The organism is Chryseobacterium binzhouense (assembly GCF_007474545.1).
GTDB lineage: Bacteria > Bacteroidota > Bacteroidia > Flavobacteriales > Weeksellaceae > Chryseobacterium > Chryseobacterium binzhouense.
In genome coordinates, this window is sequence record NZ_VKOG01000005.1 from 55,520 (window position 1) to 81,409 (window position 25,890).

The 25,890-nt window shown below is 34.6% G+C and carries 19 protein-coding genes; 10 read left to right on the forward strand and 9 right to left on the reverse strand.

Features of this window, described 5'->3' with window-relative positions:
* Nucleotide 1 precedes the first annotated feature (1 nt).
* The 6 genes from FNE73_RS13030 to FNE73_RS13055 all read left to right on the forward strand — a co-directional run bounded on the left by FNE73_RS13030 (nucleotide 2) and on the right by FNE73_RS13055 (nucleotide 9,673).
* On the forward strand, nucleotides 2-3,487 hold the full coding sequence (locus FNE73_RS13030) for a glycosyltransferase family 117 protein (RefSeq protein WP_143885018.1): 3,486 nt from the start codon (nucleotides 2-4) through the stop codon (nucleotides 3,485-3,487).
* A gap of 89 nt (nucleotides 3,488-3,576) precedes the next feature.
* The gene (locus FNE73_RS13035; RefSeq protein ID WP_143885019.1) at nucleotides 3,577-5,067 is read left to right on the forward strand and encodes a hypothetical protein; all 1,491 of its coding nucleotides are present in this window, start codon (nucleotides 3,577-3,579) and stop codon (nucleotides 5,065-5,067) included.
* Nucleotides 5,068-5,190: 123 nt separating this feature from the next.
* Nucleotides 5,191-5,715 carry a DUF1697 domain-containing protein gene (locus FNE73_RS13040; RefSeq protein ID WP_143885020.1) on the forward strand — a complete coding sequence of 175 codons (525 nt, stop codon included), beginning with the start codon at nucleotides 5,191-5,193 and terminating at the stop codon, nucleotides 5,713-5,715.
* 10 nt (nucleotides 5,716-5,725) lie between these two features.
* Nucleotides 5,726-6,598: a tetratricopeptide repeat protein gene (locus tag FNE73_RS13045; protein ID WP_143885021.1), complete on the forward strand. Its 873-nt coding sequence runs from the start codon at nucleotides 5,726-5,728 to the stop codon at nucleotides 6,596-6,598.
* The gene (gene kdsA / locus FNE73_RS13050; protein WP_143885022.1) at nucleotides 6,595-7,404 is read left to right on the forward strand and encodes a 3-deoxy-8-phosphooctulonate synthase; all 810 of its coding nucleotides are present in this window, start codon (nucleotides 6,595-6,597) and stop codon (nucleotides 7,402-7,404) included. The genes FNE73_RS13045 and kdsA overlap by 4 nt, the downstream gene beginning before the upstream one ends.
* 43 nt (nucleotides 7,405-7,447) lie before the next feature.
* Nucleotides 7,448-9,673, forward strand: coding sequence for a TonB-dependent receptor plug domain-containing protein (locus FNE73_RS13055; RefSeq protein ID WP_143885023.1), 2,226 nt, complete (start codon nucleotides 7,448-7,450; stop codon nucleotides 9,671-9,673).
* 200 nt (nucleotides 9,674-9,873) lie between these two features.
* On the opposite strand, the gene FNE73_RS13060 is transcribed toward FNE73_RS13055, so the two are convergent.
* Both FNE73_RS13060 and FNE73_RS13065 read right to left on the reverse strand, forming a co-directional pair.
* Nucleotides 9,874-10,740, reverse strand: a complete 867-nt coding sequence (locus tag FNE73_RS13060) for a sigma-70 family RNA polymerase sigma factor (protein ID WP_027385416.1) — start codon at nucleotides 10,738-10,740, stop codon at nucleotides 9,874-9,876.
* Between the two features lie 560 nt (nucleotides 10,741-11,300).
* On the reverse strand, nucleotides 11,301-12,092 hold the full coding sequence (locus tag FNE73_RS13065; RefSeq protein WP_143885024.1) for a S1/P1 nuclease: 792 nt from the start codon (nucleotides 12,090-12,092) through the stop codon (nucleotides 11,301-11,303).
* Nucleotides 12,093-12,270: 178 nt separating this feature from the next.
* On the opposite strand from FNE73_RS13065, the gene FNE73_RS13070 reads away from it, so the two are divergent.
* The 3 genes from FNE73_RS13070 to FNE73_RS13080 all read left to right on the forward strand — a co-directional run bounded on the left by FNE73_RS13070 (nucleotide 12,271) and on the right by FNE73_RS13080 (nucleotide 17,965).
* Nucleotides 12,271-14,673: an alpha/beta hydrolase family protein gene (locus tag FNE73_RS13070; protein WP_143885025.1), complete on the forward strand. Its 2,403-nt coding sequence runs from the start codon at nucleotides 12,271-12,273 to the stop codon at nucleotides 14,671-14,673.
* Nucleotides 14,674-14,824: 151 nt separating this feature from the next.
* Nucleotides 14,825-16,474, forward strand: a complete 1,650-nt coding sequence (locus FNE73_RS13075; protein WP_143885026.1) for an ABC1 kinase family protein — start codon at nucleotides 14,825-14,827, stop codon at nucleotides 16,472-16,474.
* Between the two features lie 138 nt (nucleotides 16,475-16,612).
* Nucleotides 16,613-17,965, forward strand: a complete 1,353-nt coding sequence (locus FNE73_RS13080) for a DEAD/DEAH box helicase (protein WP_143885027.1) — start codon at nucleotides 16,613-16,615, stop codon at nucleotides 17,963-17,965.
* 80 nt (nucleotides 17,966-18,045) lie between these two features.
* Here the strand turns inward: FNE73_RS13080 and FNE73_RS13085 are convergent, their stop codons facing one another.
* The 5 genes from FNE73_RS13085 to FNE73_RS13105 all read right to left on the reverse strand — a co-directional run bounded on the left by FNE73_RS13085 (nucleotide 18,046) and on the right by FNE73_RS13105 (nucleotide 21,643).
* Nucleotides 18,046-18,702 carry a GDSL-type esterase/lipase family protein gene (locus FNE73_RS13085; protein ID WP_143885028.1) on the reverse strand — a complete coding sequence of 219 codons (657 nt, stop codon included), beginning with the start codon at nucleotides 18,700-18,702 and terminating at the stop codon, nucleotides 18,046-18,048.
* A gap of 58 nt (nucleotides 18,703-18,760) precedes the next feature.
* A complete protein-coding gene (locus FNE73_RS13090) occupies nucleotides 18,761-19,216 on the reverse strand; it encodes a lipocalin-like domain-containing protein (RefSeq protein ID WP_143885029.1) in 456 nt (151 codons plus the stop codon).
* Nucleotides 19,217-19,405: 189 nt separating this feature from the next.
* The gene (locus FNE73_RS13095) at nucleotides 19,406-20,569 is read right to left on the reverse strand and encodes an iron-containing alcohol dehydrogenase (protein WP_143885030.1); all 1,164 of its coding nucleotides are present in this window, start codon (nucleotides 20,567-20,569) and stop codon (nucleotides 19,406-19,408) included.
* A gap of 141 nt (nucleotides 20,570-20,710) precedes the next feature.
* A complete protein-coding gene (locus FNE73_RS13100) occupies nucleotides 20,711-21,154 on the reverse strand; it encodes a WG repeat-containing protein (RefSeq protein WP_143885031.1) in 444 nt (147 codons plus the stop codon).
* An 84-nt stretch (nucleotides 21,155-21,238) separates the two neighbouring features.
* Nucleotides 21,239-21,643, reverse strand: a complete 405-nt coding sequence (locus FNE73_RS13105) for a hypothetical protein (RefSeq protein ID WP_143885032.1) — start codon at nucleotides 21,641-21,643, stop codon at nucleotides 21,239-21,241.
* Nucleotides 21,644-21,819: 176 nt separating this feature from the next.
* On the opposite strand from FNE73_RS13105, the gene FNE73_RS13110 reads away from it, so the two are divergent.
* The gene (locus FNE73_RS13110) at nucleotides 21,820-24,354 is read left to right on the forward strand and encodes a phosphoenolpyruvate carboxylase (RefSeq protein ID WP_143885033.1); all 2,535 of its coding nucleotides are present in this window, start codon (nucleotides 21,820-21,822) and stop codon (nucleotides 24,352-24,354) included.
* Nucleotides 24,355-24,439: 85 nt separating this feature from the next.
* On the opposite strand, the gene FNE73_RS13115 is transcribed toward FNE73_RS13110, so the two are convergent.
* Nucleotides 24,440-25,018, reverse strand: coding sequence for a porin family protein (locus FNE73_RS13115; protein WP_143885034.1), 579 nt, complete (start codon nucleotides 25,016-25,018; stop codon nucleotides 24,440-24,442).
* A gap of 126 nt (nucleotides 25,019-25,144) precedes the next feature.
* Nucleotides 25,145-25,798, reverse strand: a complete 654-nt coding sequence (locus tag FNE73_RS13120) for a porin family protein (RefSeq protein ID WP_143885035.1) — start codon at nucleotides 25,796-25,798, stop codon at nucleotides 25,145-25,147.
* Between the last annotated feature and the right edge of the window lie 92 nt (nucleotides 25,799-25,890).

A 25,890-nucleotide genomic window follows, 5' to 3' on the forward strand; every position in this document is an offset into this window, starting at 1 on the left:
TATGAAAAACTGGACTTTTAGGCAATGGAATACCATTCTCGGATGGGTGATTTTCGTTATTGCATTTTTCACGTACTTATCAACCATAGAACCCAATTTTAGTTTTTGGGACTGTGGTGAATATATTTCTTCAGCAGTAAAACTGGAAGTAACACATGCTCCGGGCGCTGCATTATTTCAGATTATAGGAGCTGTTGCTGCTATTTTTGCTTTTGGACAAGGCGAAAATTACTCTGTTGTCATTAATGGAATGTCAGCTTTATTCAGTGCACTTACCATTTTATTTTTATTCTGGACGATCACTCATTTTGTGCGAAGACTATTGAATAAAGATTTTGAAGAAATTACCAGACATCAGGAAATTGCCATACTTTTTGCCGGTGTTATCGGTTCTTTATGTTTCACATTTTCAGATACTTTTTGGTTTTCTGCGGTAGAAGGTGAAGTTTATTCTATGGCATCCATGTTTATTGCATTGCTTGTATGGCTGATTACCAAATGGGAAAATGAATATCTTGAGAAAGACAGTGAAAGATGGATTATTTTAATTTTCTTTATTCTTGGGCTTTCTGTAGGTGTTCACATGATGTGTATGTTGGCTATTCCTGCCGTTTGTCTCGTTTATTATGCCAGAAATTATAAGTTCACTTGGATGAACTTTCTTTGGGCTAATACCATTACTTTGGGAATTTTAATTATTGTATTTAAACTTATTTTCCCTATCATCATGACCTTGTTCGGAAGACTTGAAATCTTCTTCGTAAATGGCTTGAGTCTGCCATTCCATTCAGGAACAATTGTTGGATTTATCATTATGATCGGGCTTTGCTATTTAATGATTAAATACGCAAAAAAAGCGAAAAGAAATATTTATCAGACCATTGCTTTATCCGTAGTTTATATGATTATTGGTTTTTCTTGCTGGATGGTTATTCCGATCAGGGCTAATGCAAATCCGCCGATGAACCTTAATGATCCTGATACTGCCATCGGGATGCTTGATTATTACAACAGAGAGCAATACGGTGACTGGCCAACAATTTACGGACAAAACTACACCGCATTTTTAGATGCCAACGGAATTCAGAAGAATGAAGACGGAAGTTTCAAAACAACTAAGAAAGGTGATGTTTATGAAAAAGACGAGAAAACAGGAAGATATATAAAAACCAGTGAGCGTTTCAATTACGTTTTCGATAAGTCTCATGTGAGTCTTATGCCGAGAATGTTTAATGATGATAAAGACGTAATGAATAATTACATTTCCATGTACGGAGCTCCTGATTTTACATTTAATTATGACAATGAAGATGTTGCAGACAGCCCTGAAGCTCAGGAAATTTTCAGTGAACTGAAAGCAAAGTATAATGATGGTGATATTACCGCAGCAGATTATCTGAAAGTAAGACCATACAACCTTATTAAAGTTCAGAAACCTTCTTTGATGCAGAATATGGATTATTTCATTACATTTCAGAATGGTTATTATTTCTTAAGATATCTTTTATGGAATTTCGCCGGAAGGCAAAATGATCTGGAAGGTTCTACAGACGATTTAAGAGGAAACTGGATCTCCGGAATCTCTTTTATTGATGATGCAAGACTTGGGAATCAGGATGCAATGCCTGCCAAATATAAAAATGACAGTACTGTAGCTTTTTTCTTTTTACCTCTTATTTTAGGAATTTTGGGATGCTACTTTCAGTTTAGCAGAGATTTCGGAAGATTTTATGCAATATTATCATTGTTTGTCCTTACAAGTGTCGGAATTATCTTCTATACTGGTGTAAAACCTTTTGAGCCGAGAGAAAGAGATTACGCAATGGTAGGCTCATTCTATGCTTTTGCAATATGGATTGGTCTGGGAGCAGGAGCAATTCTTTGGTATTTACAATCAAAGGTAAAATCAAATGCAGCCAATATCGGATTTGGTATTGTTCTATTAGGAATTCCTTTGATGATGGGCTTTCAGAATTATACCTCTCATGACAGAAGCGAAAGATACACAGCGTATGATTACTCTTATTCGGTACTAAAATCGTTGCCGAAGAATGATATATTATTTGTATACGGTGATAATGATACATATCCGGTTTGGGCAATGCAGGAAACTGAAAGATTCAGAGATGATGTGAAAGTAGTTAATTTTACCCTTCTTTCCACTCCCTGGAATATTGATCAGGTGAAAAGAAAAACTTACAATGCAGAAGGAATACCGAGCCAGCTTACCCATGAAGATTACAGAGACGGAGTAAATGACCAGATTTATCTGATGAAAAAGAATGATTGGAAAAATATTCTTGAAAACCTTCAACAGTCTGGTGCTCCTGAAGAAATCATCAAACCATTCCAGAAATATCTTGTACAGGATTCTATGACGGTAAAGGAAGCGGTAGATTTTATTAAAATGAAATCGCCTGAAAAGGATGAAGTCCTGAAAATGATTTATGGTGAAGAACGTTACGAAAAATATAATTTTCTTCCGGTTAATAAATTTGTAATTCCTGTTAACAAAGCAAATGCTGTAAAAGCAGGGATCATCAGTGCTTCGGAAGCAAACAAGGCTGCAGACCAGATCATTGTTGACTACAAAGCCGGCACATTGTATAAAAACAATCTGATGATGTTTGATCTTTTAGCCAACTTCGACTGGAAAAGACCTATCAATTTCTCTTCAGGTGGAGTTTATGACAGTGAAAATATTTTCTATCTGGATGACTATCTTCAGTTTGATGGCTTCAGCTATCGTTTTATTCCGATCTATACACCAAGAAGCAGCGATGGCGAAATGGGAAGGGTAGATGTCAACTCACTTTATAATGTTGTGAAAAATTTCAGATGGGGTAATTTCAAAAATCTGAATGTACATTTTGACGAGACTGCAACATCTAATATTATGAGCTACAGAAGTTCTGCAAGCAGAGCCGCCGCAGCCTTGGCTTTAGCCGGACAAAAAGCAAAAGCAGTAGAAATTTTAGATTTGGCTTCAAGGGAAATTCCTGCCGAAAAATATAATGATCCTAGATCTTTAAGCTCTATGGTGTATGGATATATTGTTTCCGGACAGGAAGAAAAAGGATTAAAACTAGCTGAAATACTTAAAAAAGGTATCTTTTCTGAATATGATTATTATCTTTCGTTAAGCCCAAGCGAACAAAGATATATGGGAAGAGCCATGAAATCGAAGCCTATGGAATATTCTTTAGTCGTTACTTCTGTTACGGATGCTTATCAGAAAATAGGTAAAAAAGATAAAGCTTACGCTTACTTGGTGAAGTCTATTGAGCCTATTGATCAGAAATTTAATGTATTCATTAAAGATCTGCAGCAAATGGGTAAAGAAAAAGCGATAAAAGAATCTGAAAATGTACAGAAAATTACACCTTATTATCAATACTTATTTGATGTTATGGAACCGTATGATTCTACTTATGCCAAAGAAAAAGAAGATCAGATTACCACAGCAATCATTAAGGCAACACAATAAACATATTAGAAAAACGGAACTTCGGTTCCGTTTTTTTATGTTGATATTCATAAAATTTAAAATTATCTTTGTGCATCTAAAAAAGCGCAATGTCTGAAACACAATACACAAAACTCCCGATTTATGCTGTCATTTTTGCCATACTGATCAAATTTGTTTTTTTTCTTACCCACCATATTCAGGAAGATGCCTTCATCACCTGGAGAGTTGCTCAAAATTTGCTGGATTATGGCGTAATTGGTTTTAACGGTGAGACTAAAATTTCGGCATCTACAACGCATCTGTATGTTTTTGTTTCCTACATATTCAATGTGATTTTTGGCAAAGAAAACTTCATTATTCCTCTTTTGGCTTTCAACAGTATTTTGTTTTCCATAGGAAGCGTGCTGCTTTCGCATCTTTTATTCAAAAACAATTGGCATAAAGCGGTTTTCATTATTTTGTTTGGTATTTTACCACCTTCTATTAAGATTTCTATTCTTGGAATGGAGTATGGAATCCTGTTTTTTCTTGAAATGGCTTTATTATATTACGGCTTTAAAAAAGAAAAAAAGTGGGCTTTACTTGTATTTCCAAGCCTGATATTATTTACCAGAATAGATACCGTGATTTTTCTTGGAATTATTTTTTTAACAGATATTTTCTGGAACAAAAAAATAAGATGGAATTATATTCTAGGAGGAATTGTTGGCGTTGCCGTATGTATCTGTTTCAATTGGTTTTATTTTGGAGAATGGGTTAATAATACGATTGTCGCCAAAAAACTGGCATATGACCGAACGTTTACTTTTCAGCAGAATTTAGAATATTTCAGACTTAATTACGGGAATTTCTGGGGAATGCTAAAGATGCCTTCAGATTTCAATCCGGTAACCATTATTATTGCTGTTTTTGAGATTTTATGCTTTATTTATCTTATCCGTCAACAAGATAAAAGAAACTATTTTCTATGGATCATTTTCCTTTTTGCATGGACAAAACAAATCATCTTTCTTTCTCAGAAGAGCCTTTTTGACTGGTATTATTGGGTTCCGCAGCTATTACTTTTCGTTCCTGTTTTTGTTTTTGTTTTAGAACAGAAAACTAAAAAAAATCTTTGGCTTGCATCGCTTTTGATCTTTTATATTCTGCCAATGACAGCGTTTCAGAGTATACATTCTATAGCAACAGGAAATGGTGAATGGAACTACAGAAGATCTATCGGATTGTTTCTGAATCAATATGAAAAAGACAAAAACCAATGGATTTTGCTTGAACCTGCCGGCTATGTTCCATATTTTTCAGGTCTAAAAACCATTGACGAAGTAGGATTGGTGGACAAACAAATTCAGGAAGAAATCAAAAAAGACAAACCTAATTATTGGCTTAATAGCGTTAAAAACAGAAAGCCGAAATATCTTCTTTCTAATAAAGATCTTTTCGAAGGGAAAAATGCCGATTATTACAAATCAGAATATAAATTACTCAAAGAATTCAGAATTAAAAATCACATGGAAAGTGAAAATCGTGTTTTAGAAAAAATTTATAAACTAAAACCTTCGGGCACAGATTATAATTTATATGAAAGAATTAAGAAGTAATTTTGTTAGATGTTAGATGTTAGATGTTAGATGTTAGATGATTGATGATGGAAGTTTACAACTTTATATATATTTTTAACCAACACTAAAACACTAAAACCTTAAAATTCTCAAATCAACCTCATGAAATACTGTGCTTTTCTCCGCGGCGTCAATGTAAAAGGAACCAATATGAAAATGGCAGATGTCTGCAAAGTTTTTCAAGATGCCGGAACGGAAAATGTGATCTCGGTTTTGGCTTCAGGAAACATTATTTTCAGTTCTGATGAAAAAATGGAAGAACTAAAAAGGATCCTTGAAAAATCAATGTCTGAATATTTTAATTATGAAGCTTTCTTATTTCTTAAAACTGAAAAAGAAACAGAGAATATTTGGAAAGCAAATCCGTTTAGTGATAAAGTTGGTTTTCATAAATATGCATTTGTAGGAAATAAGAATATAGAAAATATTTTAATGAAAGAATTTCAGGAAGCTGTAAAAGCTGAGGGTGAAGAAGGTGAAATTGTCAACAATATATTTTACTGGCAGGTTCCAAAAGGAAATACAGTGGATTCAGGCTTTGGAAAAATTTTAGGCAAAAAAAGTTTAAAAGATCAGTTTACGAGCAGAAATTTGAATACATTTGAAAAAATTATAAAAAAGTTTTAAAAATACAATTATGAAAAAAATAATAATCAGTTCACTTATACTGTCAAACTTGATTGTATATAGCCAAAAATTTTCAGACTTAAAATTTGAAACAATAGTTCCAGATACAGAGAATCATTACATCGTATTACCTGTAAAAGAAGGAGACAAAAGCTATAATCTGGGATTCATGTATTTTGATGAAACTGCAGGTTACACGTTAGATTATATAGGAGATCTTCATGAAGAGGAAGGGATATTAAAATTTAAAGAAAGAGAAGATGCTAAGAATTCTTCTATGAAAGTAAGAATTGAAAATTTAGGTTTTAAAAGTGCAATTATTTCAAATGAAATGTTGAAACAATTTAATTTACCCATCAAGCCAGAATGGTTAAAAAATTATTTAAGCACAAAACCGGAAAACGAGAAAATTTTGAAGAGAGCCAGTATAATGAATGGCGCTAATTTCCCACAAATAGCTTTACCAAAGCTTTTAGAATTGCATAAAAATAATTTTAAAACAGAATCATTGTATTTTGAACTCGCTTTTTCTTACAATGCAATGGGTAAATTTGCAAAAGCTGAAACGGTTTGTGACGAGGCAGTTAAAAATAAAAAAACCAATGATTTTATCTTTAAAGAATACATTTATAGTTTAGTACATCAAAATAAGCTTAAAGAAGCTGATACTTTCATTGCTAAAAATAGTTCTTCTTATAAAAATGAAGCGAACAAAATTGAATCAATGATTAATCTTGTAGCTCTAAGTGCTCACAATAACAATTTTATTATTGCTGAGAAATGGCTGAAGGAATTGAAGACTCAACCAAACATAAATCGTTATCAAAGAAATATAGATCAACTCGAAAGTATAATAAAAGAAAAAAAAAGTAAGATTCAATGATTCAACATTTAGAAAACATACACCACAAAGATTCAAAAAACTTTTTTCTCATTGCCGGTCCCTGCATTATTGAAGGTGAAAATATGGCATTAAGAATTGCTGAAAAAGTAATTGAGCTGACAAATAAATATAATATTCCTTATATTTTTAAAGGAAGTTTTAAAAAAGCCAATCGAAGCAGAGTTGACTCTTTTACTACAATCGGAGAAGAAAAGTCTCTGGAAATTCTTAAGAAAGTAGGAGAGACTTTCAACATTCCTACAACTACAGATATTCATGAAAATGAACATGCAGCTTTAGCAGCTCAATATGTTGATGTATTGCAAATACCTGCGTTTTTGGTTCGTCAGACAGATCTTTTGGTAGCTGCTGCAAAAACTGGAAAGTGTGTTACCTTGAAAAAAGGACAGTTTCTTTCTCCCGAATCCATGAAATTTGCAGTAGAAAAAGTAACCGATTCAGACAATGATAAGGTTGCCATTATTGAAAGAGGAAATTCTTTCGGGTATACCGATTTAATTGTTGATTACAGAGGAATACCTACCATGAGAAACTATGCTCCGGTTATTCTGGATGTCACCCATTCTCTACAACAGCCCAATCAAAGTTCAGGAGTAACAGGAGGAAGACCGGATTTGATTGAAACAGTCGCTAAAGCAGGAATTGTTGTGGGAGCAGACGGAATCTTCATTGAAACACATCCGACTCCCGAAACTGCTCTTTCTGACGGAGCCAATATGTTAAGATTAGATTTATTGGAAGATTTATTACAAAAACTGACAAGAGTAAGAGAATCTATATTATAATTGTTAAAAAATACTTAATTTTAGAAATTCTAAAAAATTCCGCTTGAAAAAACTAGTTTTACCACTGAGCTTAATGGTTCCGATGCTGTTTTTCTCACAAAACAGAAAAAGAGATACAACAACAAGAACTACGCAAATTGAGGAAGTTGTTTTCCAGAAAAGAGGTACAGGACGCACCAATGATATTACAGCCGTAAGTATTTCAGGAAAAGATGCCAAAAATGTTTCCAGCATTTCGGGCGGAGTGGAAAGTTTGCTTAAAACACTTCCTTCGGTAAACTCAAATACAGAGCTCTCTTCCCAGTATATGGTACGTGGAGGCAATTATGACGAAAACTTAATTTACATTAATGATATTGAAATTTACAGACCTTTCCTGATCAGAAATTCACAACAGGAGGGCTTAAGTATCATCAATCCAGATATGGTTTCCACGGTCAACTTTTCAGCCGGAGGTTTTGAACCAAGATATGGTGATAAAATGTCATCTGCCTTAAATGTTTATTATCGCGAGCCGAAAAAGTTTGAGCTTTCAGGAGAAGCAAGTTTAATAGGCGGAAGACTGACGACGGGTTTTGCTTCAGGAAAAGAAAACGGAAACGGAAATAAGAAATTTACCGCTTTATTTTCGGGAAGATACAGAAACACCAATCTCGTTCTGAATACTTTAAATGAAGATACAGATTTCAATCCCACTTATTATGATTTTCAGTCTTATCTGAATTTTCACGCAACCGAAAAGCTTAACTTCTCCTTCATAGGATATTATTCTAAGAATGATTATGAAATGATTCCTAAACAGAGAAGTGTAGATTTTGGTTCTATCAATCAGCCTCTTAATCTTACTGTATTTTATAACGGTAGAGAAAATGACCAGTATAAAAACATGATGGGAACTTTTTCTGCCAATTTCAAGGCATCGGATAAATGGAGATTTACGCTGGATAATTTTGCATATCAGAATCGTGAGAGAGAATATTATACAATTGCTTCCAGCTATGTTTTACAGACCTATGATCCGGTTACAGGAAACCCTATTACTTCTTATGATGTAGGCGGACAAATTGAGCATGCTAGAAACGATTTGTTTGTACGTACATACGGAACGCAGTTCAGGACACGATTTTCACCAAATGTAAATACAGATATAGAATTAGGTTTTAAATATGAGAAGGAAAATCTTCGTGATCTTACCAACGAATACAAATTGGTAGATTCATCAGGTTACAGTATTCCAAGACCACCCGATGACCCGAGATTTCCGGATGCTTCAGATTTGGATCTGTTTTACAGCATTGCAGGAAGCAATCATATCCAGCCTACAAGATTATCAGCTTACGGGCAGTACTCTCAGAAGTTTTTCTGGGGTTCTAACCGTGTTTTGATCAATGCCGGAGCAAGAGTTGCACACTGGAGTTTTAATAATGAAACTATTTTTTCACCAAGAGCTCAGTTTGCCATTAAACCCGACTGGGATACCGAAACGTGGTTCAGACTTTCGGGAGGAATTTACTATCAGGCTCCTTTTTACCGAGAAATTAAAGACTTAAACGGTGGTTTTAATCCCAATATAAAATCTCAGCGTTCCATTCAGGCAATTCTGGCAAATGAAGTTGAATTTGAGTTTGAAGACAGACCATTCAAACTTACTACGGAGTTGTATTACAAAAAAATGGACAATCTGATTCCTTATTTTATGGATAACGTAAGAATTCGGTATTCAGGGCAAAACAACGCTTCAGGTCATGCTTACGGAATTGATACAAGATTATTCGGAGAATTTGTTCCGGGGGTAGATTCTTGGCTGTCTGCGAGTTATGCAAGAGTTTTTGAAAACATCGACGGAAGAGGAGATATATCAAGACCTACTGATCAAAGATTCAGATTTGCAATGTTTTATCAGGATTATATGCCTAAATTCCCACAAATGCGTGTCAATCTTACTTTGACATATGCTATGGGATTACCCAACGGAGCCCCGGTTTTTACAGATCCTTATCAGTATCAGAAAACTTTGCCTTCTTACAAAAGGGTAGATTTAGGACTTTCGTATGTTTTTGTAGATTCTAAAGAAAAAAAGCAATCGTATGGGTTATTAAGCAAGTTTGAAGATCTCAGTTTAGGGGTTCAGGTTTTTAATGCCTTCAATATCAACAATACAATTGCTAATCAATGGATCACCGATGCCAATACAAGTATGATGTATCCGGTTCCGGTTCGTTTGACGGGTAGATTTTTTAATGTAACGCTTAACTTCAAGCTGAAGTAGAATAAAAATAGAAAATAAAAAAGACCGGCAGATATTTATTAGCTACCGGTTTTTGTTTTCCATCTATTTGTCAAAGTATTAACTTGGTTTACTTTGTTAATTAAAAATACATTTCGCTGGTCAATTAATTCCTGAAAAAGTCGTATAAAAAAACGGAACCTGAAAAAATCAAGTTCCGTTAATAATATTTAAAACTAAAATTATTTACCTAAATAAGACTTCAAAATCTTACTTCTGGTATTGTGCTTCAGTCTTTTAATAGCTTTTTCTTTGATCTGACGAACTCTTTCTCTTGTAAGGTCAAAAGTTTCACCAATTTCTTCCAAAGTCATTGGATGTTTTCCGTTCAGTCCGAAATACAATCTTACTAGATCTGCTTCTCTCGGCGTTAAAGTATTCAACGCTCTTTCAATTTCAATCTGAAGAGATTCCAGCATCAGATCTTTGTCTGGGCTTGGAGATTCTCCCGAACGAAGTACGTCATACAAGTTAGAATCTTCACCTTCTACAAGCGGTGCGTCCATCGAAAGGTGACGACCACTGTTTTTCATTGATTCTTTGATGTCTTCTTCGCTCATATCCAAAACTTCCGCCAATTCTTCAGGAGAAGGAGGTCTTTCGTTTTCCTGCTCAAGGTGTGCGTACGCTTTATTGATTTTATTGATAGACCCAATCTTGTTCAACGGTAATCTTACAATTCTCGACTGTTCTGCCAATGCCTGTAAAATCGACTGACGAATCCACCAAACTGCGTAAGAAATAAACTTAAAACCTCTGGTTTCGTCATATCTTTTAGCAGCTTTCATCAATCCCAGATTCCCTTCGTTGATCAGATCGGGAAGAGAAAGCCCCTGATTTTGGTATTGTTTGGATACCGAAACTACGAAACGAAGGTTGGCTTTAATCAATTTTTCCAATGCGGCTCTGTCACCTGCACGGATTCTCTGTGCCAAATCTACTTCTTCGTCTGCTGTAATCAGTTCCACTTTACCAATTTCCTGCAAGTACTTGTCTAATGAAGCGGTTTCCCTGTTGGTAACCTGCTTGGTTATTTTTAATTGTCTCATTTAATTTCCTCAAAAATAGAGTTACATTATATTATACGTTGGAAGAAACAAAAAGGTTACACAATTATAAAATATTTTTTATTTAATTAAAATAAACTTCAAAAATTAGTTGTAAATTATTCCGCTTTTATAATTTATGATTATATAATCTTCAAGGTTTATATTTTTTAGGAGCTATTTCCCGCTGTCCACTATATCTTTTGCTCTTCGTTTCTCATCACAAAAGGATGCCGTTTCCATCGGGGCTAGTGACAACTCAACGAAAAAATCTCATAGGTTCAGAATAATTCCTACAAAAAAAGCGAAACCGAAGTTCCGCTCTATATTTAAAGATTAAAAGTAATCTGATTGTCACAATTTGCCATAATTAAAAGCTATTTGTTGTAACGATGACTATTTTTACCACAACGGTCACCAATATTATATATAACAAAGTTCATAAGTATTGTGTACTTGGTGAAATCTTTAGTGTGCTTAGCAGTTAAATCCATAGTATGATCAATAAAAGAATTTTAATAAAAATAAAATTAACTTTTAAAATTCACCATTAACTATTCATTCTAAAACAAATCATTTAATAATTTCGCCAGTCTCAAACCTCCGTACAAAAGCTGTCTTTCCATGGTATCATTAAACTTGTACTGATAATCATAAGATAATTTTGATCCGTCCGGAGTCTGTGCATAGATTTTATTGGCAATTTGATGAGAATCATACAGCCAGGTTTCCAAAGTCCCTGCCTGAATCTGCTTTACTTCTTCTTTGGATTTAATATCCAGAAGTTTTGCATATTCCGTATAGCTGTACTTCTGTGAATCGACTAATTTTCCGTCCCAAACGGAATGCAAATTGGTTTTATCACCAAAATAAGTAACATTAATTTTGTTTCCTCCCAAATCTTCAGCTCTTCCTGTGTGCATTGGCTGCGCCAGATCTCCCATCATGTGAATAAGGAAGATCAAAGCGATCTTTCTGTCTTTCTCAGATGTTTTTTCATCTTTAATCTGGCTGGACAATACTTTAATCTGCGAATAAAGATTGGCTCCTGCCTGAGCTTTCAGATCTTTTTTGAAAGCCACAAAATCTGCCTTTGGATCAATATTTACATAATGCCATGCTGAAGCCTGCTTCCAGACTCCGGTAGTATCAGACTTGATGAAATCGGGCCAGTTTGCCCAATATGCCATTCTTTCCTGTCCCAGCATTTTCCTGATTTCTTTTCTTGCCTTTCCGGAAAGATGATTTTCTGCAATCTCTGCAATTACTCTATGCCCCGTTAACCCCCATGCATAAGTGTAAACAGAAAAGGCAAAAGATGCCAAAAGCAGAAATTTTGAATAAATACGTTTCATTGTTAAATCAATTTTGAAGCTGCAAAGATAGTTCACAATGGTGTATTTCTGCCATTAGAATATTCTTAATTCAAATCATGGATATTAAATTATTGTAATACAATAATTCTTTGATATGGTATTGTCATAAATTTTATTAGAACTTTTCATTAAATTCGTGCAAAATCAATATCTAAAAATGACAATAAAACTTACCATCTGTTTGCTGGCTTTTCTTAACTTTTACGAAGCACAGGAAAATATTTCTTACCAGAAACCTTCTGCCGAAATTCTGAAGCTGGCAGATTACGACAGACCGCCAAGTATTTTAATGAATTCTAAAAAAGACTGGGTTGTTTTTGTATATAGACCAACTTACAAAACTTTGGATGATCTTAATCAGCAGGAAATGAAACTAGGTGGCTTAAGAATCAATCCAATGACCAATATTTCAAGTACAATTACGTATTCAAATAACCTGAAAGTTCGTAAGATGAACGATAAAACGGAATCTCAGGTAAAAGGATTGCCGGATAATCCGAAAATAACGAATACTTCATTTTCACCGGATGAGAAGAAACTATCCTTTACCAATACTACTCAAAACGGAGTTGAACTTTGGGTTGTTGATCTGGAAACAGCCACTGCAAAAAAAATTACAAAAGATAATCTTAATGCAAATCTGGGGAACCCTTACAGCTGGATGAAAGATTCTCAGAGCTTTTTGATTAAAGTACTTCCTGAAGACAGACCTAAACTGATGGATTCTTCAAAAGATCTGCCTACAGGACCGATTGTTTCTACTTCAGACGGAAAAGTTTCGCAGAACAGAACCTATCAGGATCTTCTTAAAAATCCGCAGGATGAGAAGAATTTTGAAATACTCACAAGTTCTGAATTATATCATGCAGATCTGAATGGTAATCTTAAAAAGTTTAAGGAGAAAGATATGTATGCTGGGTTAAGCTATTCTCCCGATGGAAATTTTCTGATGACAACTACGATAAAAAAGCCTTTTTCCTACATTGTTCCGTTGAGCCGTTTTCCGATGACTTCTTCGGTGTATGATGCAAAAGGTAATCTGGTAAAAATTGTAAATGAAGTACCGATTAATGAAGTGATGCCTAAAGGTTTTTCATCCGTAAGAACAGGGAAAAGAGATATGACCTGGAGATCAGATCAGCCTGCAACGTTGGTTTTTGCCGAAGCTCTGGATGGTGGAGATCAGTCTAAATCTGCAGATTTCAGAGACGAAATTTTTATGTGGGAAGCTCCGTTTACTACTCAGCCAAAATCTTTCTTTAAAACTAAACAGAGATATGAAGGAGCAAGCTGGACAAATAATCATTATGCTATTGTTTCTGAAGGTTGGTATGATACCAGAAGTACAAAATCTTATCTGATTGATCTCAATAATGGTGAATCTAAAATTATTGATGACAGGAATTATCAGGACGTTTACAGCGATCCCGGAAATTTTAACACCACAAAAAACCAGTTCGGAAGATATGTAGTAGATATGAAAGGGGATAAAGCGTACCTGATTGGCGATGGTTTTACCAAAGAAGGACAGCATCCTTTCATTGATGAAATGGATGTAAAATCTCTAAAAAAGAAAAGATTATATACTTCCAACATAAAAAATGCAAAAGAAGAAATCATTGATGTCATTAATCCTTCTAAGGGAGAGGTATTAACGATTCAGCAGTCGGCAAGCCATTATCCGAATTATTTTAAGAAAAATATCAAATCGAATAAAGCTGAAGCGGTTACACAGTTTGCCAATCCTTTTGAAAGCATCAAAGATGTCTATAAAGAAGTGATTACTTATAAAAGAAACGATGGAGTTACTTTGACAGGAACCCTTTATCTGCCTGCAAACTACGACAGAAAGGCTAAAAAAGAAAAACTTCCTTTACTGATCTGGGCATACCCTACAGAATACAAGGATAAAAATACAGCAGGACAAAGCACGCAGAATCCGAATGATTTTACCTTTCCTTATTACGGCTCTTTTGTGTATTGGACTGCAAAAGGTTATGCAGTTCTTGATGATGCTGCATTCCCGATTATCGGAGAAGGAAAAACAGAACCGAACGATACTTTTATCCCGCAATTGGTTGCCAACGGAAAAGCAGCCATTGATGCAGTGGATCAGTTAGGTTACATCGACAGAAAGAAAGTGGCAGTAGGAGGACATTCTTACGGAGCATTTATGACCGCCAATCTTTTGACTCACTCTAAGGATTATGCGTGCGGAATTGCAAGAAGCGGAGCCTACAACAGAACTTTAACGCCTTTCGGATTTCAGAGCGAACAAAGAAATTATTGGGATGTTCCGGAAATTTACAATACGATGTCCCCATTTATGAATGCAGACAAGATGAAAACTCCATTACTTTTGGTACACGGTGATGCAGACAATAATCCGGGAACATTTACCCTGCAGACCGAAAGATATTTTCAGGCGCTGAAAAATCTTGGAGCTCCGGTAAAAATGGTGCTTCTACCCAAAGAATCTCACGGATATGCCGCCAAAGAAAACATTCTGCATCTTCTCTGGGAACAGGATCAGTTTCTGGAAAAATGCCTGAAAAAATAATTTTAATGAAAGCTCGTTGTTAACGGGCTTTTTTTAATTTATAAAAATTATTTTGTATGAAGAATTAAGTTGCTACTAAATTTATCTTTTTAAACCAAATCCTCCACAAGGAACAATTTTTGACTTAAATTGCAAGACTATTTTCAAAATTATGTTTGATAAGCAGCAGCGAAAACTCAAAAGATCCGCAAAACTGATTTCCGTTTTAAGCAAATACGGTTTTAAAGATTTGATTTCCAGAATGAATGGAAACAAAAAGTCTGAAGAAAAGCTTCATGATCCAGATGAAATCGTTTCTAAAGGAACCGTTTACGAACGGATTCGTCTTGCTTTGGAAGAATTGGGTCCTACTTTCGTCAAGCTTGGACAATCTTTCAGCAACCGGGAAGATTTGCTTCCGCCGGAAATGATTCAGGAGCTGCAAAAGCTTCAGGACAGGGTAGAAGTAATAGAAATGAATGTTGAGGAAATTCTTGAAAATGAATTTAATATTTCTGTAAAAGAATATTTTAAGGAAATTAATCCTAATCCGATTGCAACCGCTTCTATTGCGCAAGTCTACAAAGGATTTTTGCTGACTGGTGAAGAAGTGATTTTAAAAATTAAAAAACCTGATATTCTTCCTGTTATTGAAGATGATCTGCTTTTGATTAAAGATCTGATAAAGCTGATTTCTACCTATTCTGAAATTGATTCTAAATTAAATCTCAAACAGGCAGTTTCAACTTTTGAAAAATCTTTACTGGAAGAGATTTCCCTTGTAAATGAGCGTAATAACATCCATCAGTTTGCGCTTAATTTTAAAAACAATAAAGAAACCTACGTTCCGAAAATTTATGATGAGTTCTGTAATAACAACATCTTGTGTATGGAATTTATAGACGGAATAAAAGTTACAGATACCGCATCACTTCAAAAACACGGGATTGACCCTGTCACCGTTTCCGAAACCGGTTTGCAGTTGTTTGTCTCACAGATTTTAGATTATGGATTCTTTCATGTAGATCCTCATGCAGGAAATATTCTGGTTAAAAAGGACGGAAAAGTTGTTTTTATTGATTTTGGCGCAGTTGGAAAAATTCAGCCTAATGATAAAGAAATCCTTGAAAATCTGATTATCAGTTTTGTGGCTAAAAATCCGAAGAAAATAGTCCGTTATCTAAAGAAAATGGCTGTAAGCTATGAGATTCCCAACGATAGAAAATTTGAGAATGATGTGGAAGAAGTACTTAATTTTGTTCACAGTACTTCATTGAAAGACATCAATCCGCAGGTTATCATGAATAAAATGAAAGATGTGCTGAAGGAAAACCGACTGTATATGCCGGATTATTTTTATCTTCTTTTCAAAGGAATTGGTCTTATTGAAGGGGTAGGAAGAACCATCAATCCTGATTTGGACGTAGTCAAAAGCCTGAATCCTTATGCCAGAAAAATTTTCACTAAAAGAATAAGTCCTGAAAAGGTTTTGAAAAAAAGTCTTGAAAAAATTCAGAATTTCACCGATAATATAGATGATATTCCCAAAGAACTGAGATCTGTTTTACAAAAACTTGATGACGATCAGTTTACGATTTCCAGCGAAATAAAAAATATTGAAAAAACTAACCAGCTCATTAAGTCAAGTGTTATCAATTTAATATTTACAATGATCTTAGGGGCGAATATTATTGCGACTGCTATTGTTTTTGTATCTGAACAAGGACCGAGGATAGGAGAGATGTCTTTGGTGGCTGTTTTAGGTTTTTGCTTTTCAATTATACTCACGGTTATTTTGTTGCTGCGAATTTTAAGAAAGTAAATTTATTTAAACATCTGAAATTAAACTACCAGCAAATTTAGTTTTATACGTAATATTAAATTTTAGCTTTTAGGATATTTAAAAAGTTTCCATCTTTTAACATCTTACACCCATTATAAAATTGCCTATCTTTGCAAAATGGAAAAAATCACTTTTGCAGATTTCGACTTACCGGAAAAAATTCTTGATGTATTGGCAGATCTCAATCTTTTTGAACCCACGCCTATTCAGGAAAAAAGTCTGAAACCTATTCTTTCAGGAAGGGATATAATGGGAATTGCCCAAACGGGAACCGGAAAAACTTTAGCGTATCTTTTGCCGATTCTCAAAACATGGAAGTACAATAAAACTGGAAATCCTACGGTTCTGGTTTTAGTTCCTACCAGAGAATTGGTCGTTCAGGTTACAGAAATTCTGGAAAAACTCACCGAAAATATTACAGCAAGAGTGATTGGTATTTACGGAGGCAAAAACATCAATACACAGAAACTGCTGTTTGATAATGGCTGTGATATTCTTGTAGGAACGCCCGGAAGAGTGATGGATCTCGCAATAGACAATGCAATCTCTCTGCGTGAGGTAACAAAATTAGTCATTGATGAGTTTGACGAAATGCTGAATCTTGGTTTCAGACCACAGCTCACCCATATTTTTGAAATGATGAAAGAGAAAAGACAGAATATTCTTTTCTCGGCAACGATGACAGAAGCTGTTGATGATATGCTGGATGAATATTTTGCAAGTCCTGTAGAAATTTCGTTGGCAAAATCAGGAACGCCACTTGAAAAAATTGAGCAGACTGCCTATAAAGTTGAAAATTTCAACACAAAAATCAATTTACTTGAACATTTGCTGAAAGCGAACGAAGATATGTCTAAAGTATTGGTATTTGCCAATAATAAAAAGCATGCTGATCTTCTTTTTACTAAAATTGATGAGCTGTTTCCTGATCAGTTTGATGTCATTCACTCCAATAAATCTCAGAACTACCGTTTGAAAGCGATGAAACTTTTTGAAAATGAGGAAATAAGAGGTCTGATTACAACTGATGTAATGGCAAGAGGTCTGGATATTTCAGATATTACTCATGTTATCAACTTCGAAACTCCCGAAGTTCCAGAGCAGTATATTCACAGAATCGGTAGAACAGGTAGAGCTGATAAAGATGGTAAAGCGGTCATTTTTGTTACTAAAAAAGAAGAATCTCTAGCTTTAGACATTGAACTTTTGATGGATAAGGAACTCAAATATATTCCGTTCCCTGAAGAAGTGAAGATTAATCCTAAAAAGATCGCATCTGAAGAAGAAAACGTGATCATGAAAAATCCTAATCAGGTTAAATTATCTGAAGGTGGTGGAGCATTTCACGAGAAAAAAGACAAAAACAAGAAAGAAAACTGGGGCGGTCCTTCAAAAAGAAAAGCTCCTAAAAAATTCGGAGCTAACAGAGCACAGCAAAAGGCTATTTCAAAATCAAAGCGAAAGAAATAAAAAAATCCCGATTCATTCGGGATTTTGTATTCATGTGTTCATTATCTTCTTAACGAAGAAAATTCAATTTATGATCGTCATTATTTCATATACAGTTTCATTACAGAAGCCCAGAGTCGATAGCCTTCAGGAGTCATGTGCAATCTGTCTTCTACAAACAAATCTTCACGCACCTTCCCATTAGAGTCATTCATTACTTTGGTAATATCAATAAAATCAGCATTTTTTTCTTTCTTCATCAATCTGGCTATTTTCATATTAGCTTCTTTCATTTGCTTCCAAAGGTGCTCTCTGCTCGGAGAATATTTTATCGAAATATAATCTACCTGAATATTCGGAAACTTTTCTCTTATTTTAGCATATAGAGTTTTAAATCTTTCCACCACGACATCAGATTTTAGCTGAGCATCATCCGCAAAATCGTTTTCTCCGCAGTAGATAATGATCTGTTTTGGCTCATAAGGCTGTAGAAGATCTTCAGCATAATAATTAAGATCAGTCAGTCTGGAACCTCCAAAACCACGGTTGATAATAACTTTGCCGGGAAAATAATCCGAAACATCCTGCCATTTAGTAAAAGATGAACTTCCTAAAAGCAAAATAGAATTATTTGGCGGAACAATCTCCTGATCAAGCTTTTTAAAATTTTGAATTTCATCCCAGAAAATTGGTTTTTTCTCCTGAGAAAAATTTAAAATAAAAATCAATAAAAGTACAACAGAAAAAATCTTCTTCATTTTAGTAGTATAAGAGTATTAATGTAATAAAAACTCCCGATAATTTCGGGAGCATTGGTTATCTTTTGTAAGTTATATAAGTGTAATCTATCTTCGTGTCACCGTCCTGATCTATATTATCAGTCAAGGTCATGAGCTGTAGTTCCGAACTGCTTAGAATAATGACTTTAAATGGTCTTTCAGAATCATTCGCAAATTTGGTGACAAGAATTTTTTCCTCGTTACTGTATGAATAGGTTCCTTCTGTCTTTACATTACTGCAATTGGCACCTGATCCTGTAAAAGCATTATAAGATGTATAATAATCTGTTCTGAACTCTAACGTGTTTTTTGTCTCACAGCCTGTAGGAACAATTGTTGAAATTATCGTTTTATTATCTGCTCCGGAGACAACTTCAGTTTTTACAGTTTTCCATTCACCCTTCAGCATATCAAGTTCATAAGCTTGATAGTCATCTTCACATGAAGTCAACGCCAATGCGGAAAAGGCAAATAAAAGTAGGTGTTTTTTCATTTTCACAAATTTTATAATATGCTAAAATATAAATAAATTTGAAATATATATAATGAAATCAAGGATTTTTGAACGAATGATTGAAGAAAAATTATTTTTAAATAAAAATTTGAGGTCAATAAGTGAATTTATTAATAAAATTCAACCTTCTCTGACCTCAATCATTCAAATTTTATAGAAATTTTAAAATTAATAACTCATTTCTACAATTTTATAAACATCCTTTGGAGTAAGATTTTTATTTTCACCTAAGCCAACCCAGTTTCTTTCTGTAAATGCTTTTTCAATCTTTTCTGCTGTTCCTTCAAAATCTGTTGTATAATCTGAAAGTTTAGTCTGTATCTCAAGACTATGAAAAAACTCCTCAAGCTTAGCAATAGCTTTTTCTGCTTTTTCTTCAGTATTTCCTTCAGAAATTCCCCAGACTCTTTCTGCATACTGTGCCAGTTTACCTTTTTTAGTTTCGAAATTATAACGATAGTGTGAAGGGGCAATTACAGCAAGTGTTCGTGCATGATCAATTCCGTAATGTGCTGTAAGCTCGTGTCCCATTGCATGAACAGCCCAGTCTGTAACCACTCCTTTCTGAATTAATCCGTTGAGTGCCATTGTGCAGCACCACATAAAATTAGCAGCCGCATCATAGTCAAAATCATCAGCCATAACTTTAGGAGCTGCATTCTGTAAGCTGATTAAAATACTTTCGGCAATTCTTTCCTGTAAATCAGCAGAAGAAGGGCTGGTCATGTACTGTTCCAGAACATGAGTATAAGCATCTGCAATTCCGTTAGCAATCTGATTTTTAGGAATCGAACGAACTACTTCCGGATCCAGAACAGAAAACTGCGGAAACAGACCAGGACCTCCTGAAGAAAGTTTTTCGTTGGTTTCTCTTCTTGAAATCACATATCCGGAATTCATTTCAGATCCGGTTGCAGGTAATGTAAGAACGGTTCCGAAAGGCATTCCTTTACCCTCCATTGTTCGTACGGGTTTTGTAAGAATTTCCCATGGTTCACCATCATAATTAGCAGCAGCAGATAGAAATTTAACCCCGTCTATAACCGATCCACCTCCTACAGCAAGCAGATAGTTGATATTGTTTTCTTTAATATACCGTAAAGCCTTAACCAGGACTTCGTATTCCGGATTAGCCGGAACCCCTCCAAACTCATGCATATCATGGTCTTTCAAAGCATCTTTTACCTGGTCGTAAATACCATTGTTTTTAATACTTCCGCCTCCGTAAATCATTAAAATTCTGGCATCTTGTGGAATTTCTTTTGAAATTTTGGTCATTTCACCTTTCCCGAAAAGTATTTTTGTTGGATTTTTAAACTCGAAATTTAGCATTGTTCTTATTTATTTTACACCAAATTTACGAATACATATAAAATAACTACCTCTCTAAAGCTTTAAATTTTTAATGAATGAATTTGATTAAAACTATCAGGCATTTTGTGATTTATATGTTGTCATTTCAACCGATACATTTTAAAGATCGTTTAGTCTGCTCTTTAATTCTTCCATACTGTAATTTGCAGGAATTGCTTCTTTACCATTTTCATTGATGAGACCATAATAATTGTTGATAGATTCTACCAGAGCGTAACCTTTTTTAAGTTCGTCAAATTTTCGTATTCTTTTGTAAATGGCCGGTACAACCAATTTTCCTTGAATGTCAATCATGCCATACGTATCTGAAATTGATTTTACCAAAGCTAAATCTTTATGTAATTTTCCAAATTTGTCAATTTTAGAATAAACAGGAGCTACAACCTGCTTGTTATCCTTATCAATAAATCCGTAAGTTCCGGACATGGTTTTTACCATTGCCCAGTTAGTCTGATATTCATTATAAGGATAAACTTTTTTATATTGCGCAAAAGATTTTATGCTTGTGATGATCATTAAACCTGCAAAGAAAGTTTTTATCATACCTTAAAATATTTGGATTTCGAAAAAATAAAATAAACATTAAGTAAGCATTAGCAAAGTTAATTATCACTTATTATTGAAAAACTATTGTAATATAATTTTGTAGTATCCATTTTCGTCAGTAACATCTATTCCAATTCCCGTAAAAGATAATTTGTTGATCTGAAAACCATTACAACCGCCTTTAAACTCCGAAGACTCTATGGAAAAATTAAAAACTCTTACTGCTGAATAAAATGTATAATTTTTTGTTCCGTTATATGCGCCTACATTTTCAAGCACAATTTTATTGTCTGACGTTTTTGTCAATTCTATTTTACCTTTATTTTCTTCCTCAATATAAAAGTTGCCCAGATTACCATTGGAGATTAAATTCTCATTATTCGAGTTCACTACCTCAAATACGACAGGAAGAGGAGCATTATAACATTCTTCGCCACACGCTGTGAAAATAAAAACTGATATGAGAACAAGAAAAATATTTTTCATTTCAGGATATTTAAATTATGAAGTAGCAACTAATTAAATTCAAACAATTTTGCTGTCAGTTATACCAACGTAAAAATATCAATATTTCATTTAAGATTTTAAAATTTTGATGAAAAAATAATATTTAATGGTATGATTCACCCCCGAAAGTTCAAAAAATCCCTAAATTTGTTATTATGATACACGACCAACGAGAAGAAAAATTCAGGCAGATTGTGGAAAATAAATTCCAGATTTATAATTCATTATTTATGAGTCTGCCGTATGATAAAATGACCAATATCGGTATGCTTCTGCCTTTTCTTTGTGAAGAAAGCAGAGACGGCTATCAGAAAGGAAAAACTCCGGTAGAAATCGTAGAAGAGTTTTTCACAAGTCATACCGATTTACAGACTGAAGATCAGAAATTGGAACTTCTTTTTAAAATCATACAGTATATTGAAAGACAAGTAGTTTTATTTGACAGTATTGAAGATGCTGCATTTCCCGGATTGCACTCCGAAAGCGATAACGGAACCATAACCAATCTTTATGAAAGAGCTTATCACGATCATAAGCTTGAAAAGGTAAGAGAAAAACTAAAAGATTTTACTGTAAAAATTGTATTTACAGCCCATCCCACACAGTTTTATCCCAGTTCCGTGCAACGCATCATTCATGATTTGAGACACGCAATCAGTTCAGATTCAATCACCAATATAGATATGCTGTTGCAGCAACTTGGCAAAACTCCTTTTGTTAATAAAGAAAAACCTACTCCGATTGATGAAGCGTTAAGCATCATTCATTATTTAAGATATGTCTATTATGATTCTATCGGTGAGTTGTTTGATAAAATCAAAAAAACATTTGGCAACAGTCACGATCATCTCCACGAAGATATCATCCAGCTTGGCTTTTGGCCGGGAGGAGACCGGGACGGCAATCCTTTTGTGACAGCAGAAGTCACCAAAAGAGTTTCTGAAGAATTACGTTCAGCGATTTTAAAATCCTATTATGCTAATTTGAAAGACGTACGAAGAAGACTGAGTTTCAGAGGAGTTTCAGAAGTTTTGGGAAAACTGAGCGCCGAATTGTATTCCGCAATTTTCCGAAATGAAAAACTGAGCACTGAAAATATTCTTAAGCACCTGAATGAAGCCGAAGAAATTTTAGTGAAAGAACACAATTCGCTCTTTCTGAAAGTGCTTATCAATTTTAAAGACCGCGTGAAAATTTTCGGGACTCATTTTGCAACATTAGACATCCGGCAGGACAGCAGAATTCATCAGCAGGTAATTGATGAGGTATTTGCAAAACTGTTTGGAAATATTGATGCAGATTATTCTGAAAAATATTACAAACTAATAGAACATTCTGGAAAAGCTGCAGCCGATGATTTTGAAGATATTGTAAGAGATACATTGATCAATGTTCAGCAAATCAGACAAATTCAGGATTTCAACGGAATCAGAGGGATGAACCGCTATATTATTTCCAATTCTGATGCGGTGAAAGATGTAATGAATGTGTATGCTTTTTTCAAAATCTCAGGCTATCAGGATGACGAAATCAATATGGATATCGTTCCTCTTTTTGAAACGATGGAAGGTCTTGCGAATGCAGAAAATGTGATGCTGGATCTGTATCAAAATCCTGTCTATAAAAAACATCTCCACAGAAGAGGAAATCAGCAGACCATCATGCTCGGTTTTTCAGACGGTACAAAAGATGGAGGCTACCTCAAAGCCAACTGGGAAATTTATAAAGCTAAAGAAATCCTCACAAAAATATCTGAAGAAAACGGAATAAAAGTGGTGTTTTTTGACGGTAGAGGCGGTCCGCCGGCAAGAGGCGGAGGCAAAACGCACGATTTTTATGCATCACAGGGAAAAACGATAGCCAATAATAAAATTGAACTTACTATTCAGGGGCAGACCATCACAAGTATTTTTGGAAATAAAGAGCAGGCTAAGTATAATTTTGAACAGCTTCTGACTGCGGGAATAGAAAATGATGTGTTTAAAAATTCAAAAAAAGATTTAACCGAACACGAAAGAAAGCTGATTATTGAGCTTGCAGAAATCAGTTATAAGAAATATTCAGACTTAAAGGCACATCCGATGTTTGTTCCATATCTTCAGGAAATGAGTACGCTGGAATATTACGGAAAGACCAATATTGGCAGCCGTCCGTCAAAACGTGGCGACGGAAATGAGCTTAAATTTGAAGATTTAAGAGCAATTCCATTCGTGGGATCATGGTCTCAGCTTAAGCAGAATGTTCCCGGTTTTTTCGGTTTTGGATTTGCGATGCAGCAACTGAAAGAACAAGGAAGGTTTGATGAGATAAAGAATTTATACAGAGGATCAGATTTTTTCAAAACATTAGTTTTAAACTCAATGATGAGTATGAATAAGTCTTATTTTCCGCTGACGTATTATATTAAAGACAATCCTAAATTTGGCGACTTTTGGCAAATTTTATTTGAAGAATTTCAACTGTCAAAAGAGATTATGCTGGAGCTTACAGGTTTCAAAATCCTTCAGCAGGAAGATCCGCTTTCAAGAAAATCTGTAAAAATCCGCGAAAAAATTGTGCTTCCGCTTTTGAGCATTCAGCAATATGCATTAATAAAAATTCAAAAAGGCGAAGGAAATATTGAAGCGTACAAAAAACTGGTTACCCGTTCTTTGTTTGGTAACATTAATGCAAGCAGAAACTCTGCCTAAAGAAATTCTTTTAAAACATTTAATAAAATTAAAAGGTCAGGCTTCATTACGAAACCTGACCTTTTTCATTGAAAAAATTCTAAATTTAGAATTTACACGCAAGACCAACCTGAAAAACCTGACTTCTTATAAATTCATTTGGATTATTATGAGAGATATCTATAACTCCCGCAGTATATCTTGCAGTAATTCCTATGTTATTTGTAAAATAATATCCTGCACCAAGTCCAACACCAAAATCAAAATTTCTAAAAAGATCTTTAACATCTGCTGAACCAGCATCCGTTTTCACCTCTTTATTGATGGCAACACTAAACTGTGGTCCGGCTTCCAGATACAATTCCGGCATGATATTATACTGAATCATTATAGGAACAGAAATATAATCAAGATTTAATTTTACATCCGACATATCTTTTACCTTTGCTCCTGCATTATTATATAAAACTTCCGGTTGTACACTTACAGAAGATCCCACCGGAATATTAGCGAAAATACCACCATAGATTCCTGCTTTTCCTTTGAATCCATCAGCATTGATTGAAGATAAATTCAGTCCCGCTTTCAGTCCGAATCGTGTTGCTGAAGCTGAAGATTCAGTTTTATCCTGAGCGAATGACAGAGAAGATGTAACAATAGCAAGTCCCAACAAAATTTTTTTCATAGTTTATTATTTAATTTTTTAAATCGGCGCAATTTAGTAAAATTCCATAGAAACTCATTGAAAAATTAAAAGGTCAGGCTTCATTACGAAACCTGACCTTTCTACTGAAATAAGATTTATTATTGATTAAAATTTGTATGCTAAACCAACTTGAAATACATTGTTCCTGATGGCGTCAGAATTTGCCGGTCTGTCTTTAGCAATATCGGTAACACCAGCAACATATCTCGCAGTGATTCCAATATTATCTGTGAAATAATATCCGGCTCCTAAACCAATTCCTACGTTGAATCCGTTCAGACTGTCTTTGTAGTTTCCAGACTCAGTAATCACATTATTATCAGTTTCATTTTTAAATTTGTTTTTTGCGCTTACTAAGAATCCGAACTCAGGACCTGCTTCTAAGTAGAAGTTTGGCACCAGATTATACTGGAACATTACCGGAACTGCAATATAATCTAAATGTCTTGCTCTTGAATAACGGTTTCCTAATACAACCTGGTCATACTTATCACCATACTGGCTGTATAAAACCTCTGGCTGAATGCTGAAAGATTCTGCCACAGGAATGTTGGCAAATACACCAGCATTGAAACCTATTTTAGAACCCTGATCTTCCAAAGCACCGTCTTTAGACAATGAAGAAACGTTCATTCCACCTTTGATACCGAATCTAACGTCTGAAGACATCGTCCTTGTGGTAGTGGTAGTTGTCGTAGTCGTCTGAGCAAATGCTAAAGATGTTGACAACACTGCGATTCCTAAAATTAATTTTTTCATAACTTAAATTTTAATATTACTAATTCTAATTTTAAATTTTACCTGCCAACTTTCTTTGTTGGACGGGTGGTATCTTTCAAATTGTTTGCCAA

What these genes read in the sequence shown, in the direction of transcription:
- kdsA (WP_143885022.1), top strand. Translation starts at nt 6,595, where the DNA reads ATGATTCAACATTTAGAAAACATACACCACAAAGATTCAAAAAACTTT.
- FNE73_RS13065 (WP_143885024.1), bottom strand. Translation starts at nt 12,092, where the DNA reads ATGAAACGTATTTATTCAAAATTTCTGCTTTTGGCATCTTTTGCCTTT.
- FNE73_RS13090 (WP_143885029.1), bottom strand. Translation starts at nt 19,216, where the DNA reads ATGAAAAAACACCTACTTTTATTTGCCTTTTCCGCATTGGCGTTGACT.
- FNE73_RS13100 (WP_143885031.1), bottom strand. Translation starts at nt 21,154, where the DNA reads ATGATAAAAACTTTCTTTGCAGGTTTAATGATCATCACAAGCATAAAA.
- FNE73_RS13120 (WP_143885035.1), bottom strand. Translation starts at nt 25,798, where the DNA reads ATGAAAAAATTAATTTTAGGAATCGCAGTGTTGTCAACATCTTTAGCA.
- FNE73_RS13080 (WP_143885027.1), top strand. Translation starts at nt 16,613, where the DNA reads ATGGAAAAAATCACTTTTGCAGATTTCGACTTACCGGAAAAAATTCTT.
- FNE73_RS13035 (WP_143885019.1), top strand. Translation starts at nt 3,577, where the DNA reads ATGTCTGAAACACAATACACAAAACTCCCGATTTATGCTGTCATTTTT.
- FNE73_RS13040 (WP_143885020.1), top strand. Translation starts at nt 5,191, where the DNA reads ATGAAATACTGTGCTTTTCTCCGCGGCGTCAATGTAAAAGGAACCAAT.
- FNE73_RS13105 (WP_143885032.1), bottom strand. Translation starts at nt 21,643, where the DNA reads ATGAAAAATATTTTTCTTGTTCTCATATCAGTTTTTATTTTCACAGCG.
- FNE73_RS13045 (WP_143885021.1), top strand. Translation starts at nt 5,726, where the DNA reads ATGAAAAAAATAATAATCAGTTCACTTATACTGTCAAACTTGATTGTA.
- FNE73_RS13110 (WP_143885033.1), top strand. Translation starts at nt 21,820, where the DNA reads ATGATACACGACCAACGAGAAGAAAAATTCAGGCAGATTGTGGAAAAT.
- FNE73_RS13095 (WP_143885030.1), bottom strand. Translation starts at nt 20,569, where the DNA reads ATGCTAAATTTCGAGTTTAAAAATCCAACAAAAATACTTTTCGGGAAA.
- FNE73_RS13060 (WP_027385416.1), bottom strand. Translation starts at nt 10,740, where the DNA reads ATGAGACAATTAAAAATAACCAAGCAGGTTACCAACAGGGAAACCGCT.
- FNE73_RS13085 (WP_143885028.1), bottom strand. Translation starts at nt 18,702, where the DNA reads ATGAAGAAGATTTTTTCTGTTGTACTTTTATTGATTTTTATTTTAAAT.
- FNE73_RS13030 (WP_143885018.1), top strand. Translation starts at nt 2, where the DNA reads ATGAAAAACTGGACTTTTAGGCAATGGAATACCATTCTCGGATGGGTG.
- FNE73_RS13115 (WP_143885034.1), bottom strand. Translation starts at nt 25,018, where the DNA reads ATGAAAAAAATTTTGTTGGGACTTGCTATTGTTACATCTTCTCTGTCA.
- FNE73_RS13070 (WP_143885025.1), top strand. Translation starts at nt 12,271, where the DNA reads ATGACAATAAAACTTACCATCTGTTTGCTGGCTTTTCTTAACTTTTAC.
- FNE73_RS13075 (WP_143885026.1), top strand. Translation starts at nt 14,825, where the DNA reads ATGTTTGATAAGCAGCAGCGAAAACTCAAAAGATCCGCAAAACTGATT.